This is a genomic window from Peribacillus sp. NPDC096540, assembly GCF_050278525.1.
In the GTDB taxonomy this organism is placed as follows: Bacteria; Bacillota; Bacilli; order Bacillales; family DSM-1321; genus Peribacillus.
The window spans coordinates 16,695-30,195 of sequence record NZ_JBNNTG010000032.1 but is presented as its reverse complement, the minus strand read 5'-3'; the positions used below and the strand labels follow the sequence as shown (position 1 = coordinate 30,195).

12 protein-coding genes are annotated in these 13,501 nt (G+C 39.0%); 2 read left to right on the top strand and 10 right to left on the bottom strand.

What is annotated here, in order from left to right:
* Positions 1 to 504: 504 nt before the first annotated feature.
* The 7 genes from glpK to ACQKMR_RS22260 all read right to left on the bottom strand — a co-directional run bounded on the left by glpK (position 505) and on the right by ACQKMR_RS22260 (position 8,530).
* Positions 505 to 1,995 carry a glycerol kinase GlpK gene (gene glpK / locus ACQKMR_RS22290; protein WP_427699273.1) on the bottom strand — a complete coding sequence of 497 codons (1,491 nt, stop codon included), beginning with the start codon at positions 1,993 to 1,995 and terminating at the stop codon, positions 505 to 507.
* A gap of 23 nt (positions 1,996 to 2,018) precedes the next feature.
* Complete coding sequence (locus ACQKMR_RS22285) at positions 2,019 to 2,843, bottom strand: MIP/aquaporin family protein (protein ID WP_427699272.1); 825 nt, start codon at positions 2,841 to 2,843, stop codon at positions 2,019 to 2,021.
* 238 nt (positions 2,844 to 3,081) lie between these two features.
* A complete protein-coding gene (locus tag ACQKMR_RS22280; RefSeq protein WP_427699271.1) occupies positions 3,082 to 3,624 on the bottom strand; it encodes a glycerol-3-phosphate responsive antiterminator in 543 nt (180 codons plus the stop codon).
* A 208-nt stretch (positions 3,625 to 3,832) separates the two neighbouring features.
* The gene (locus tag ACQKMR_RS22275) at positions 3,833 to 4,270 is read right to left on the bottom strand and encodes a hypothetical protein (protein WP_427699270.1); all 438 of its coding nucleotides are present in this window, start codon (positions 4,268 to 4,270) and stop codon (positions 3,833 to 3,835) included.
* Between the two features lie 366 nt (positions 4,271 to 4,636).
* Positions 4,637 to 5,170, bottom strand: coding sequence for a hypothetical protein (locus tag ACQKMR_RS22270; RefSeq protein WP_427699269.1), 534 nt, complete (start codon positions 5,168 to 5,170; stop codon positions 4,637 to 4,639).
* Positions 5,171 to 5,544: 374 nt separating this feature from the next.
* On the bottom strand, positions 5,545 to 6,645 hold the full coding sequence (locus tag ACQKMR_RS22265; RefSeq protein WP_427699268.1) for a CaiB/BaiF CoA transferase family protein: 1,101 nt from the start codon (positions 6,643 to 6,645) through the stop codon (positions 5,545 to 5,547).
* 400 nt (positions 6,646 to 7,045) lie between these two features.
* Positions 7,046 to 8,530, bottom strand: coding sequence for an amino acid permease (locus ACQKMR_RS22260; protein WP_427699267.1), 1,485 nt, complete (start codon positions 8,528 to 8,530; stop codon positions 7,046 to 7,048).
* A gap of 463 nt (positions 8,531 to 8,993) precedes the next feature.
* Between ACQKMR_RS22260 and ACQKMR_RS22255 the strand changes: the two genes are divergently transcribed.
* A complete protein-coding gene (locus ACQKMR_RS22255; protein WP_427699266.1) occupies positions 8,994 to 10,619 on the top strand; it encodes a M4 family metallopeptidase in 1,626 nt (541 codons plus the stop codon).
* 380 nt (positions 10,620 to 10,999) lie between these two features.
* On the top strand, positions 11,000 to 11,401 hold the full coding sequence (locus tag ACQKMR_RS22250; RefSeq protein ID WP_056523115.1) for an SET domain-containing protein: 402 nt from the start codon (positions 11,000 to 11,002) through the stop codon (positions 11,399 to 11,401).
* A 119-nt stretch (positions 11,402 to 11,520) separates the two neighbouring features.
* On the opposite strand, the gene ACQKMR_RS22245 is transcribed toward ACQKMR_RS22250, so the two are convergent.
* From ACQKMR_RS22245 to ACQKMR_RS22235, 3 genes are all read right to left on the bottom strand, one after another.
* Positions 11,521 to 11,709, bottom strand: a complete 189-nt coding sequence (locus tag ACQKMR_RS22245) for a hypothetical protein (RefSeq protein WP_427699265.1) — start codon at positions 11,707 to 11,709, stop codon at positions 11,521 to 11,523.
* 182 nt (positions 11,710 to 11,891) lie between these two features.
* Entirely contained in the window at positions 11,892 to 13,184 is a 1,293-nt protein-coding gene (gene nagZ, locus ACQKMR_RS22240; protein ID WP_427699264.1) for a beta-N-acetylhexosaminidase, read from the bottom strand.
* Entirely contained in the window at positions 13,181 to 13,384 is a 204-nt protein-coding gene (locus ACQKMR_RS22235; protein WP_427699263.1) for a hypothetical protein, read from the bottom strand. The genes nagZ and ACQKMR_RS22235 overlap by 4 nt, the downstream gene beginning before the upstream one ends.
* Between the last annotated feature and the right edge of the window lie 117 nt (positions 13,385 to 13,501).

Here is a 13,501-nt window from a genome sequence, read left to right as displayed (position 1 = left end):
ATTACAGGCTATATTTTCATGAAATATTATGTACACGATGGAGAAATAAAGACCCTTTATTATGATTAGTTGAAACTAGATTTAATGCAGATGAGCATTCTTTGACATTGTTTGGTTTAGGCTTTCTCGAATTAACTCTTTTATCATACCCGTATATTTATATTAGATTATCAGTTTTATTAGGAAAAAAAGGAGAGTGAGTTTAAACTTGATTATAGTTAATAAAAATAGAAATTTATTGAGTTGAAACTAAGTTGACTGGAACGGAAGGCACGAGACTCCTGCGGGAAAAGCGCGTCTAGGGGAGACCCCACAGGCGCAAGCCGAGGAGGCTCCCGGACCGCCCGCGGAAAGCGAGTGCCCTACGTTCCAATCAACGTTCAAATTGTACAAGCCATAAAAAGACTGTAGGCAAACTCGATTTTCATCGAGTTTGTCTACAGTCTGAGAAGACCACTATAAGTGGTCTTCTTTAGTTGTTCAATTTAGTGTTTAGCAGAGCGTTTATTTAAAAGCCATTGCTGCTTGAACAGCTTTTTTCCATCCGTCATATAATTTTTCACTATCCTGCTCATCCATGGATGGATTAAAGGTTTTATCAATTGCCCATTGCCGGGCAATTTCCTCCTGATCTTTCCAATAGCCAACAGCTAGTCCAGCCAAATACGCTGCCCCGAGTGCTGTCGTTTCGTTTATAGTCGGTCTTTCAACAGGGACACGTAATAGATCGCTTTGGAATTGCATTAGGAAGTCGTTCTTAACTGCACCGCCATCCACTCTCAATGTCTTCAGCTCAATGCCTGAATCTGCCTCCATTGCATCAAGTACATCCTTCGTTTGATATGCAAGTGATTCAAGGGTAGCACGGACAAAATGCTCTTTAGATGTTCCACGAGTTAAGCCAAAAACTGCACCTCGTACATCGCTGTCCCAATATGGAGTCCCAAGCCCAACAAAGGCCGGAACAACATAAACTCCATCAGTACTTTCTACACGTTTTGCATAGGCTTCACTGTCCTCGGCATTTTTAAGCATCCGTAAACCATCGCGCAGCCATTGAATTGCTGATCCTGCTACAAATATGCTGCCTTCTAATGCATATTCAACCTTGCCATTCAATCCCCAAGCAAGAGTTGTCAATAACCCGTGTTCGGAACTGACAGCCTTGGCTCCTGTATTCATAAGCATGAAACAACCTGTTCCATACGTGTTTTTTGCCATTCCTTCATTAAAACAAGCTTGGCCAAATAATGCCGCCTGTTGGTCACCCGCTGCTCCTGCGATTGGAATCGACTGGCCGAAGAAATGATATTCGATCGTATGAGCATACACTTCGGAAGAAGGTCTAACCTCTGGTAGCATCGATTTTGGAACAGTCAATATCTCTAGCAGCTCCTCATCCCATTTAAGCTCATGAATATTATACATTAATGTCCGTGAAGCATTAGAATAGTCTGTTACATGGGCTTTGCCTCCTGATAGCTTCCAAATCAGCCAGGTATCAATGGTTCCAAATAACAACTTGCCTTCATCTGCTTTTTGTCGAGCTCCTTCCACATTATCGAGGATCCACTTCACTTTTGTACCGGAAAAATAGGCATCTATTAACAATCCTGTTTTTTCTCGGAACAGATCGTTAAGACCTCTTCCTTTCAACTCATCGCAAATTTCGCTCGTTTGTCTGGACTGCCATACTATCGCATTATACACAGGGGTTCCAGTTTCTTTATCCCAAACGACTGTCGTTTCACGCTGATTAGTGATTCCAATACCGGCAATTTGCTCTGGCTTTACACCTGATTCCGATAGTACACCAGCAATTACCGCTAAAATTGATCCCCAAATCTCATTGGCGTTATGCTCTACCCAGCCCGGCTTAGGGAAATGCTGAGTAAATTCCTTTTGGGACGAGTGGACGATCTCGCCTTTTTCGTTAAACAAAATCGCCCGTGAACTAGTTGTTCCTTGATCCAATGATAAGATATATTTTTCCATACTGTGTTTCCCCCCTTTTTAATTTAACTAGCCATGTTGCTAATATCTAACTCACTTGATTGCTTTTTTCCAAAAGTATACGCTAACACCAATATTATCAGGCTTGCTCCTAAAACAGCCCAAAAGGCTGTCGTCAATTCACCTAAAAAGACCGCTTTATAGAAGACAGCTCCAAGTGCTCCACCGACAATCGGACCAACAACCGGAATCCAAGCATAGCCCCAATTTGATTTTCCCTTACCCGGTATCGGCAGCAGGAAGTGAGCAATACGAGGTCCAAGGTCACGGGCAGGGTTTATGGCATAGCCTGTTGTTCCTCCTAGCGACATCCCGATAACAACAATCAATAAACCGACAGCAAATGGGTTCAGACCTTCTGTAAACTCGCCGGCTCCAATAAACAATAAGCCAAGAACAAGGATGAATGTACCAATCATTTCACTTAATAGATTTGAAAAAGTATGTGGGATAGCCGGTGAGGTTGAAAACACACCAAGCTTTGTACCTGGATCCTCCGTAGCTTTCCAGTGAGGCAAATAATGCAGGAATACAAGAGTCGCACCTATAATTGCCCCTATCATTTGGGCCATGATGTACCCTGGCACATCAGCCCAAGGAAAATCTCCATTGATAGCTAATGCTACTGTAACAGCCGGGTTTAAATGTGCTCCGCTTATGGAACCCACTGCAAAGACACCCATTGTAACAGCCAGTCCCCACGCAATCGTGATGACAATCCAGCCAGCATCTTTGGCATAAGATCCCTTTAAGGAAGATCCCGCCCCAATACCTGCACCAAATAAAATTAAAATCATCGTGCCTACTACTTCTCCCCAAAATGGAGTCATACATAACCCCTCCTCTTATAGAATGATGCCTTACCAACAAATAAAAGGAGATTCACAGCAGAAATATCCTCATAATAATAATGAGTATGTCTGTTGTGAATCTCCTAATCTCCGTCACATGTATTAACTTGTAATGTAAATATACTAGGTAGTGAAAACGCTGTCAATTAATTTGTATAAAAATAAATGATTTTTCCTGTATTTTTTTTCCTCTATAAAACAGCAATCTCTATCTTTATTAAAACATCTCCCATAATTCAGTTTTTGAAGTCGTGATTGCCGAAGCTCCTGCCTCAAGGGCATTCAAGACTTCATCTGAAGAACGTATGAGCCCGCCAGCAAAGATAGGAGTTTGTAAGCGCTCCTTTACCTCTTTAATCATCCAAGGCATTGCGCCCGGCAAAACTTCGATATAATCAGGCTTTGTTTTCTGTACCAGCTTATAACTTTTCTCTAACGCATGTGAGTCAATTAAAAAAATTCGTTGAATGGCAATAACACCCTTTTGCTTCGCTTTCAAAATCACGCTGGATTTTGTCGAAATCAGACCATATGGGCAATACTCCTGGCAAATAAATTCTGTAGCGTATTCGTCACTTTTAATACCATGAATTAAATCGACATGATAAATCATTTTTTTATTATGCTGCTTTGCCATCATACTTACATTTTTCAATTGTGATATATGCAAATCAAGAAACACACCTATTTCATAGGAACTTTCTAGAAATCTTTCGAAATCCTTCATGCTTGCCGAAGCAGGCAAAATTTTCTGGTCCATTCATTTTCCCCCTTATCTGCCGGAAAAACTCAAAACTTCAAGTTATTTAGTATATTTTAAAGAGCTTGATTTATCAAACACAATTTTTCTTATTGAAGAAACGTCCTTTACCATATCCTTACACTAACATACCTGGTGTCCCCTTTAAAATAATACAGGTAAGAATGCTATGTAAACATTTCCTTCAATGATTACCTTTCTTCTATTATCATAAAGAAAGTTTCATTTTTAATGCACCTTCGACCAACTCATACGATTTAATAGTGCCCACAGGTATTCTCTTCACAATGTTCCAAGCATTAAAATTCATTTTGATTATTCTATTTTCAAATTCGAAAAATGGCGGTCTGTTAAATATCTTTTGGTTAATAAAATTCCTATCAATAGGCTTCATTTCTATTAATTCAAATGAAATCGTTCTTTTTTCCACCTGAACCGGTTTTAAAGTAATACGGAAAGGGACGTTTTTCTTAAACATCATTTTTTTCACTTCCGTCGTTCCGATAAGCACTATATGTTCTGGCGTAATCTCGACTTTAACATCCTGCTCACCAGACTTCATCTTTATAATCCGCTCTAACATAGTTGCAGTTATCGTTATCGGTAAACCATTCTCGATAATATTAGATGGATCGAATGTATTCATTATGGTTTTCCTCCTCCAACTTAACTCTCAATAACTGACATTCCATATGGAACGTCAGTTATAGCGTATGCCGGCTTCAAGAATGTAGTTAACCTTTCATAAACATGCAAGGTCCTGATCAATAATCCGTATATTATACATGTGCTAATGCCGTTCCAAGGGAGTTTGCTTAATAACTTGCAATGGCTTGACCAACACCTGCTGCAACAATACCTAGATTAGCCGCACTAGAACTTATACCTGAAAGCATGATCACAGTGGCTACCCCTTGAAAGTGTCAAAAAGTTTAAGAAGTTCCCCTACGTCGTTACCCTATTCTATTTCATCCAAGCACAAAAAAAGAACGAGCATCATGCACGTCCCATTTTATTTGCAGCTATCTTCATCATCCTTTTTCTTAACGAATATATCGTCTGTTACTTTATCTTCAAGTTGGTTCTTCAACGCCAGTTCTGCAGCTTTCCCATCACTTGGCGTTCCATCTGCAAAATACATCGGAAACAAGGAAAAGAACATAATATAGAAGGAAAAATAAATGAATTGATACCATATTACCGAGCTTTCTAAGACGCTTTGGTAAATCAAGCTGTATATGAATAGCATACTGACTAAATTAAAGATAGAGCCCCCTAAATAAATCAGCATATTCGTCAAACGATTATCATGTTTCAATCCCTTAAACTCGCAAGTCCCATTCCAAAAATAATATTTCCTTACCTCTATGTTCCAAAAGGTGAAAAGTTTATTACCACAACCGATCAAGATTTTCTTTTCTGATCCTCCGAAGATCGAAACAAAGAAGATATGCCCGCTCAAATGTATAAGCGTAACGATTGGCATAATCAAAAAAAAGGAAAACAGAAATTTAATGATATCAGGGAGACCAAAGATTATAATCATCCTCCTTACCAGAGCTATTTTCTTGTAATTCCTTTGTTGAAGGATGATACTCTGATACCCGGTACACGCTAGTTATAACTGGTAATTTTTCACAGAGTTGATTTGTTAATTCTCTTCATGGATAAAAGAACAATTTTGGCCTTTCTCCTACTTAATTCGTCCTTTCTCCCAATTAATTCGACCTTCCTCCATTTAATTCGACCTTCCTCCGCTTTATTCGTCCTTATAAATGTTGCAGCACTATGGGTATAGGAGTATTTACGTCATCACAGCGAAGATCGAATTCAAAAAAATTAGGCTATCACTCTCCAAAAGATTTTGGAAAAGTGACAGCCTTAATATATATATCATTTTAGCTTGGTCAGTTTCTTTATTTAGCGATTAAAGGTGCGGAGAACTTCTTCATTACTTTGTCCCGGCTTCAGCCCTGTATGTTTATAATGAGGAGTAAAAACCGATGTTTTGATTGGACAGGCAATTTGCTTCTGGATGCTTCCTTTTCCGTCAGGTACTTCAACAATCATGCCTCGCTCCTTAAGTTGGGGATGATTGGTCGCTTCGGTAAAGGTCAGTACTGGTTCTACACAGGCCTCAGAATCAGCAAATATTTCTTTCCATTCATCAAAGTTCTTTTCAAGAAAAGCACGTTGGACTGCTGTTTTAAATCTACTTCCACTCTCAGTATCTGTGCTCAAGCTTAGTGCATACAATTCAGGCTTGCGGATTGCTTCACATAGAGCTTTACGGAATGGAGGCTCCAGGCTTCCTACCGAAAAATAACGTCCATCTTTTGTTTCGTAATAGTCATAAAATGACCCTCCGTTTAACATCAATTTCTCTGGCTCCAGCTCCAAGCCACGTTGTAAATTCAGAGGTGCAGATATGGCATTTAAAGCGAAACTGCAGTCGGTCATGCTGATGTCGATGGATTGGCCTTCCCCGGTTCTGTCCCTGTAAATGACTGCGGACAAAATACCGATAACAGCATGCATTGACCCTCCTGCAAGATCGGCAATTTGCGTTCCGTTCTTTGCTGGGCCGTCTTTTTTCGTACCGGAATAGCCTGCTAACCCTGCAATCGAAATATAATTGATATCATGACCCGGGCGGTCTTTGTAGGGACCGGTCTGGCCAAATCCTGTGATTGAACAATAAATTAACTTCGGATTGATTTGTCTTAAAGTCTCGTACCCGAGCCCTAGACGCTCCATGACACCTGGCCGGAATTGTTCAAGGACGATATCGTATTCTTTCACTAAATTTTTTACGGCCTCGATGGACTCCGACTGTTTTAAATCAAGTGTAATCGATTGCTTTGATCTGTTAAGATATTGATTCACACCCCATGAATCCCCTGCCGCCGGCCTTTCTACCTTCAAAACATCTGCTCCTAAATCAGCTAGCATCAAAGTGGCAAATGGTCCGGGCAGTAGCGTTGAAAAGTCCAATACTTTCAAATTAGTTAATAGAGTCATAAGCGCACACCTTCCTTTTCTAGCGATTAGATACTTCAAACGGTTAAAGTCTGGCTTTCTCTTCTCAAAGATGGCAATTACCCCGTCATATTAGCATGCATTCCTTTGATTTTTTTAAAAAATTTGAAAGAGATTAGAATGATACATATAGTCTCCTTTAGCTAATTTTATAGAAACACATACATAGAGATTACGTTTATCATATAACATCCGCCTTTAAATTTGTATTAATTTCCATTTAACACAAATTAAAAAGCCAGGAATCCCGCTCCCGGCTTTGAATAAGAGTTTTGAATGGCGAAGGTAAATAAACCTACATGCACATAGCGGTTTACATTTAGACAAGTAAAAGCCGGACAACTTAAACAACATTGTCCGGCTGATTTTACTTTATGCATTTTCATTCGTATTTTTTGTCAAAGTCAAACTCTACTTCTTCAAGTTTAACGAATTTAGTTTTCCTTACCAGTTTATATCCAAGCCATAGACCAAGGAAAAGTGGGATTCCTAGGTATGCAGCTATTACACTGCCCCAATCAATGTGGTCTGAAAAAAACGCTTGAAAATTCTGAGATAGAATAACGATTAAGCCAATCAAAATAGCAAAAATCGGTCCAATCGGAAACCATAATGCCTTATACGGCAGCTTATCCAATGAATGGCCTTGAGCTATATAAGCTTTACGGAAACGATAATGACTGATAGAAATACCCAGCCAGAAGATAAATCCTGTAATACCAATAGCATTCATTAACCATATATACACTTTACCATCACCAAATATAGAAGCTAAAAATGCAAGCATACCGATGGCACATGTCAAAATCATTCCCGCAACCGGCACTCCGCGTTTGTTAAGTTTTGCAAAAATGCGTGGTGCTTGCCCATCTTTAGCCATTGAATATAACATACGTGTCGATGCATATAAACTAGAGTTACCTGCTGACAATACCGCTGTTAAAATGACTGCATTCATGAGCGAAGCTGCAAAAGCAACTCCAGCCTTTTCAAATATAAGCGTGAATGGGCTGACCATAACATTATCCCCTTGTAAACTTTCGCTTGTATAAGGGATAAGTAGCCCTATCACAAAGATTGCCAATACGTAAAAGAGTAGGATTCTCCAAAAAACGCTTTTAATAGCCTTTGGTATATTTTTGGCTGGGTTTTCGCTTTCACCAGCAGCCACACCGACAATTTCTGTACCTTGAAAAGAAAAGCCAGCTGCAATAAACACAATGAAGACACCCATAAAACCACCCGGAAAAGGCGCGTCATCGACTGTGAAGTTCTTAAAACCTACTGCTTCGCCACCCATGATGCCGAAAATCATTAGGATTCCAACGATTATAAAAATAACGATGGCCGTTACTTTTATGAAGGAAAACCAGTATTCCCCTTCACCATATCCTTTAACGGATAAATAGTTTAATAGGAAAATGAGTACCAAGAATGATGAACTCCACAACAATGATGGACTATTTGGAAACCAAAATTTCATAATCATTGTTGAGGCTGCCAACTCCGCCGCTATGGTCATCGACCAATTGAACCAGTACGTCCATCCCAAGGCAAATCCAAATGCCGGATCGACGAATTTCGTTCCATAGGTACTGAATGAACCGCTTGTCGGCATAAAGGCTGCCAGTTCCCCTAAGCTGGTCATCACGAAGTACACCATTGCCCCAACTAAGGCATAAGCAAGTAATGCGCCGCCTGGCCCAGCTGTATGGATAGCTGCCCCGCTGCTAAGAAACAGCCCGGTGCCAATAGCCCCTCCAATAGAAATCATCGTTAAATGACGGGATTTTAAACCGCGCTTTAATTCTTGTTCTTCTTGCTTTGGAGGATGCTGAAAGATGTCGTTTTCTTGTTTTGGTATCATAAATTTTCATCCCTTTCTATATAAGCGCTTTCATTTATAGTGAAATCCATTTAATAAATTTTCCTATTTCATCGACTTTCAAATAGAGCTAATTTACAATTCGAATTCCTATTCTGAATATATGCAATTTTCATGCCAGATTTACAAAACCGCAATATTCAACAAATTATTTTAAAAAACGCTTTCAATAGACAAAATATTTTGCACTTTACGCCATGTTTTTTTGCACTTTATGCCAAGTTTTTTTGCAGCCTTAAAAAAGTTGAATTTATAAAATACTAAGCTCCTTTTTCATACGCCCTCCAAATATTACTAGAAGAATATTTGGAAAGAATACTTCTATTAAAAACCATTTTTCTCCATTTTATTCCTTTAAATGTCATATTTTTTCGTATTTTCTCCATTTTATAATAATATGAAATGGTGTAAAAATGAGGTATTCTCATGAAGGAGTTGAAAGGTTATGAAAGGTAAGGTATTTTTAGGAACTGCACTATCTATCGGTCTACTATTTTCTGCTATTCCCCAACAAGAAGCTTTAGCGGCAAAAAATGTGTTAAGCGTTGAAAAATATAATAAGCATAGAGATTCGCTAGAATTCAAGTCTGGGAAACTCACAGAACCTTCAAAGCAAACGGCTGAAGATATCATTCTTACCTTTTTTGATAAAAACACAAAGTCTTACAAGTTAGAGAAGCAAAAGGCTAAAGACTCCTTCATTATTCAAAAAGAAAGTAAAGATGAACTTGGCAATACTGTTCTAAGATTGCAACAAACTTATAAGGGCGTACCTGTATGGAATTCTACACAGGCAGTAATAATTGACGCTCAAGGTGTTTTAACGGTCGTGTCCGGAACGGTTGAAGCCAATTTAAACACTAAATTAGGGAAAAAGGCTAAAAAAGGCATCAGTAAATCAGAAGCAATCAAAATTGCCGAAGCAGATATTGGATTCACTCCTTCCTACGAAAATTCTCCTGAATCAGAGCTATATGTTTACGCCAATGAAGGAAAGGCCGACTATGTATATAAGGTCAATTTAAATTTCTTAGATCCGGAACCAGGAAACTATAATTATTTCATTTCAGTTAAAACAGGTGAAATCTTGAATAAATATAACACCCTTGATGAAGTGACGGGAACCAATTCCGTCGGTACTGGAACCGGAGTCCTAAACAATACCGTATCGTTAAACACTACCTTATCCAGCGGCAAATATTATCTACAAGACAATACACGTGGCAAAGGCATTTTCACCTATAATGCTAATAACCGGTCAAAATTGCCTGGTACACTCTTATCCAATACAACCAACGCTTTTACTTCTTCTACCGATAAAGCTGCAGTGGATGCTCATTTTTATGCTGGTAAAACCTATGATTATTACAAATCCACGTTTGGACGGAACTCTTATGATGGAAATGGAGCCATCCTGAAGTCAACCGTTCATTATGGGTCGAGATACAATAATGCTTTTTGGGATGGCACACAAATGGTTTACGGTGATGGGGACGGCACGACGTTCATCCCATTGTCAGGCGGTTTAGATGTTGTTTCACATGAATTGACACATGCAGTAACTTCTACGGAATCGAATTTGACCTATCAGAATGAATCGGGTGCTTTGAATGAAGCGATTTCTGATATTTTTGGCACGGTTGTTGAATTTAAGAATGAAAGTGAAAAAGCGGACTATCTGATAGGAGAAGATATTTACACACCTAATATTTCCGGTGATGCTCTCCGTTCAATGGCCAACCCAACATTGAATGGTGACCCTGACCATTATATGAACCGCTATACAGGAACGGGCGACAATGGCGGCGTCCATACGAACAGCGGAATCATTAATAAGGCAGCCTATCTTATCTCCGCGGGCGGCACTCACCATGGCGTGACCGTGGCTGGAATTGGCATTGATAAACTAGGAGCCATCTTTTACCGGGCCAACACGACTTACTTAACTTCTTCATCTGCTTTTTCACAAGCCAGAGCAGCAGTCGTACAATCTGCCGCTGATTTATATGGCTCAAGCAGTGCAGAAGCCACAGCAGTCAAAAATGCCTTTACAGCTGTCGGTGTGAATTAAGAGATCAACCCTATGATTTTGCTAACCTTATAAGTGAGACAAACTTAACACCTCCCTAAATGTACAGAAAATGTACATGTTAGCTGAGGTGTTTTTTTAAAAGTATTAAGCAACAACCAGCACCCAAACCTGAGTACCTCGGATTTGGATATAGAAGAAGATAAAGGCATAAAAAAACAGTCACTTTTGGAAAGAGACTGTTTTTCATTAAATCTTTGAATACCTATTTTTAATTTGAATGGAAGTGTTATTACACATATAACAATCCCTTCTTTTTCATTTGAAAAAGATTTATTCCCTAAAATAGTTGCTTTTCTTCTTATTAACTGTCAAGCTTAGATGATCTAGACTATAAAGAATAGAACAAGTAGGTGACGAACATGATTGAAGTTAAAACTTCCACACTAAGTGATGGTGAGTTCAATAGAGGCGTATTCGCTACACAAGACATTAAAAAAGGTGAGCTTTTACATGAAGCACCTGTTATTGCTTATCCAAACGAAGAGCATGTTTTCATAGAAAAAACATTGCTTGCAGATTATGCTTTTGAGTATGGAATTAACCATACTGCCATGCTTTTAGGATATGGCATGCTGTTTAATCACTCTTATACTCCCAATGCTACTTATGACATAAACTTTAAGAACCACACGTTTGATTTCTTCGCTTACACCGACATAAAAGCAGGAGAAGAAATTCTTATTAATTATAATGGTGAAGTCGATAATGAAGATCCTTTATGGTTCAATAAAGAAGATAATGGTGAAGATGAAGCTGAGTAACAACACCAGGTAATACATTATTAATAAGAGCGATTGAACCAGACAACAAGGTTCAATAAAAAAATCCCCATTAGAAGGATTGTGGCAATTACACAATCATTTAAGGGGATTTTTTTTACTTAATGAGCTGAAGGGTTTTTCGATTTTGACTTTGTTAAGGATTGGAGTTGGCTCTTAACCTTATCAATGGTTTCTGGAGTCGCTAGAGATTTTATTTGACTCATGGTTTTTTCACGAGTTTTTTTATTGCGCATTAAGTATGCTGCTGCTCCTATCACGACGGTCCCAATCATTTTATTTGATGGCATATGAGTTTCCTCCTTGAAGTAGGTTATATTATAGTATTCCCTCTATCGGTTGATTTAAACAAAGCCGCAACTTCAGACTGTTATGAACAGACTGGTAAAAACCCTCAATCGATCGGTGAATTCCAAAAACCCCTCGCTGTTTTATTTGAGCGAGGGCTAAGCTTTGATAGTTGATTTTCCTTTTATTTCTCCAAGTTCAGACTGTTAATATACTCTAAGCTTTCAGGACTTTTCACCACTTTTGCAGCTTGACCTGGATCTACCTTTGTTTGCTTCATATTGTAGAGTTTATAGGTTAGAACTCTTTTCGTTGACTCGTTAATTCGCTCCATAGGAACTTCTCCTGCTTTCACCGCTTCAAGTAAACCGTTATATACCTCAAGCTCATGCGAATATTCATGACAGACCAATAATAAATCCGCTCCTGCAAGGATTGCTTCTTTCCCCATATCTTTATAGGAAAAATACTTATTCACTGCGCCCATTTCCAAATCATCCGTGACGACAAGCCCTTCAAATCCGAGTTTTCCCCGAAGCAAGTCTTCAATGATAACCTTGGACAGGCTTGCCGGTTTTTCTTTATCATAAGCTGGATATTTAATGTGGGTCACCATAACGAAAAACTTTTGGTTATCCATTTCACTAATAATTTTCTTGAAAGGATAGATATCCGAGTTTTCCAGATCGAGCTGGTTTGCTTCCACAGAAGATGTTTCGACATGCGGGTCAATCTCGCTGCGTCCGTTTCCTGGAAAATGCTTCAAAGCTCCTGTAACGGAAGCATCGTTCAAGCCTTGAATCGCTTTCGTTCCGTATTGATAGACCTTTTTTGGATCTTTTCCCAGTGAACGGTTGTCCGTCTTTGATAAATCCAGAACAGGAGAAAAATTTATATTAATCCCCATAGAGTTCAGTTCTGTCCCGTTCAATTTTGCCACCTTGTACATGTCTTCAACAGAAGCATTTTCCCCAAGTTCCTGTTGCGAAGGGATTGGCGATACTCGTTCCCTCATTCGGATTATGTCTCCGCCTTCCTGATCGACGGCTACCATAAGCGGAAGCGAATGCGAACTGCGATCAGCCGATTGCTGAAGCGAATTGGATAACTTCGCCACTTGTTTTGGCGATTTCATATTGCGGTCAAAATAAATGACGCCCCCTATATGTTTTTGTTCGATAAGCTCCGTAATTTCACTGCTCTTCTCAGTTCCCTTGAAACCGACCATCATTAGCTGTCCAATTTTTTCTTCAAGCGTCATGTTTTCAAGCAATCTCTCTATTTTTTTATCAGTATCTGTGATGACATTGATGTCGGTTTCTTCCTCACCGCCTTGCTCTTTTTCTTTATCTGCTGTGTTTTCTACCTTCTCGGTTTCTTTGAATTTCGTATCCATATTTATTTGAACGAGCACCACCGTTAATAACGAAATGATAGCAATGGAGAGCAGTACGATATACTTATTTTTTTTCTTCATTGTACTTTTTTATCCTTTAGTTCCATATCAAAATCCGCAAGCTTCCTTCCGGAGATTCTCTTCATTAGATACCCATCGCTTCCCCATATATGGACTAACGTTTCGCCCTCCTTACAGTCCTCGTTGAAAATATCAAAAGATACTGTCGTTTTACTATTCTTCATTAATTCGCCTTTTACTAATGACACTTCATCACTCATATTGTCCGTCATTCCTTTTCTGCAAAATTTATTTTTCTTTTTCGACTGTACTGCTTAAATCGTAATTTCTATTTGTTCTCTCTTAATAATGTTCATAAATGACCTATTCTATTTCTT

What these genes read in the sequence shown, in the direction of transcription:
- glpK (WP_427699273.1), bottom strand. Translation starts at nt 1,995, where the DNA reads ATGGAAAAATATATCTTATCATTGGATCAAGGAACAACTAGTTCACGG.
- ACQKMR_RS22285 (WP_427699272.1), bottom strand. Translation starts at nt 2,843, where the DNA reads ATGACTCCATTTTGGGGAGAAGTAGTAGGCACGATGATTTTAATTTTA.
- ACQKMR_RS22280 (WP_427699271.1), bottom strand. Translation starts at nt 3,624, where the DNA reads ATGGACCAGAAAATTTTGCCTGCTTCGGCAAGCATGAAGGATTTCGAA.
- ACQKMR_RS22275 (WP_427699270.1), bottom strand. Translation starts at nt 4,270, where the DNA reads ATGAATACATTCGATCCATCTAATATTATCGAGAATGGTTTACCGATA.
- ACQKMR_RS22270 (WP_427699269.1), bottom strand. Translation starts at nt 5,170, where the DNA reads ATGATTATAATCTTTGGTCTCCCTGATATCATTAAATTTCTGTTTTCC.
- ACQKMR_RS22265 (WP_427699268.1), bottom strand. Translation starts at nt 6,645, where the DNA reads ATGACTCTATTAACTAATTTGAAAGTATTGGACTTTTCAACGCTACTG.
- ACQKMR_RS22260 (WP_427699267.1), bottom strand. Translation starts at nt 8,530, where the DNA reads ATGATACCAAAACAAGAAAACGACATCTTTCAGCATCCTCCAAAGCAA.
- ACQKMR_RS22255 (WP_427699266.1), top strand. Translation starts at nt 8,994, where the DNA reads ATGAAAGGTAAGGTATTTTTAGGAACTGCACTATCTATCGGTCTACTA.
- ACQKMR_RS22250 (WP_056523115.1), top strand. Translation starts at nt 11,000, where the DNA reads ATGATTGAAGTTAAAACTTCCACACTAAGTGATGGTGAGTTCAATAGA.
- ACQKMR_RS22245 (WP_427699265.1), bottom strand. Translation starts at nt 11,709, where the DNA reads ATGCCATCAAATAAAATGATTGGGACCGTCGTGATAGGAGCAGCAGCA.
- nagZ (WP_427699264.1), bottom strand. Translation starts at nt 13,184, where the DNA reads ATGAAGAAAAAAAATAAGTATATCGTACTGCTCTCCATTGCTATCATT.
- ACQKMR_RS22235 (WP_427699263.1), bottom strand. Translation starts at nt 13,384, where the DNA reads ATGAGTGATGAAGTGTCATTAGTAAAAGGCGAATTAATGAAGAATAGT.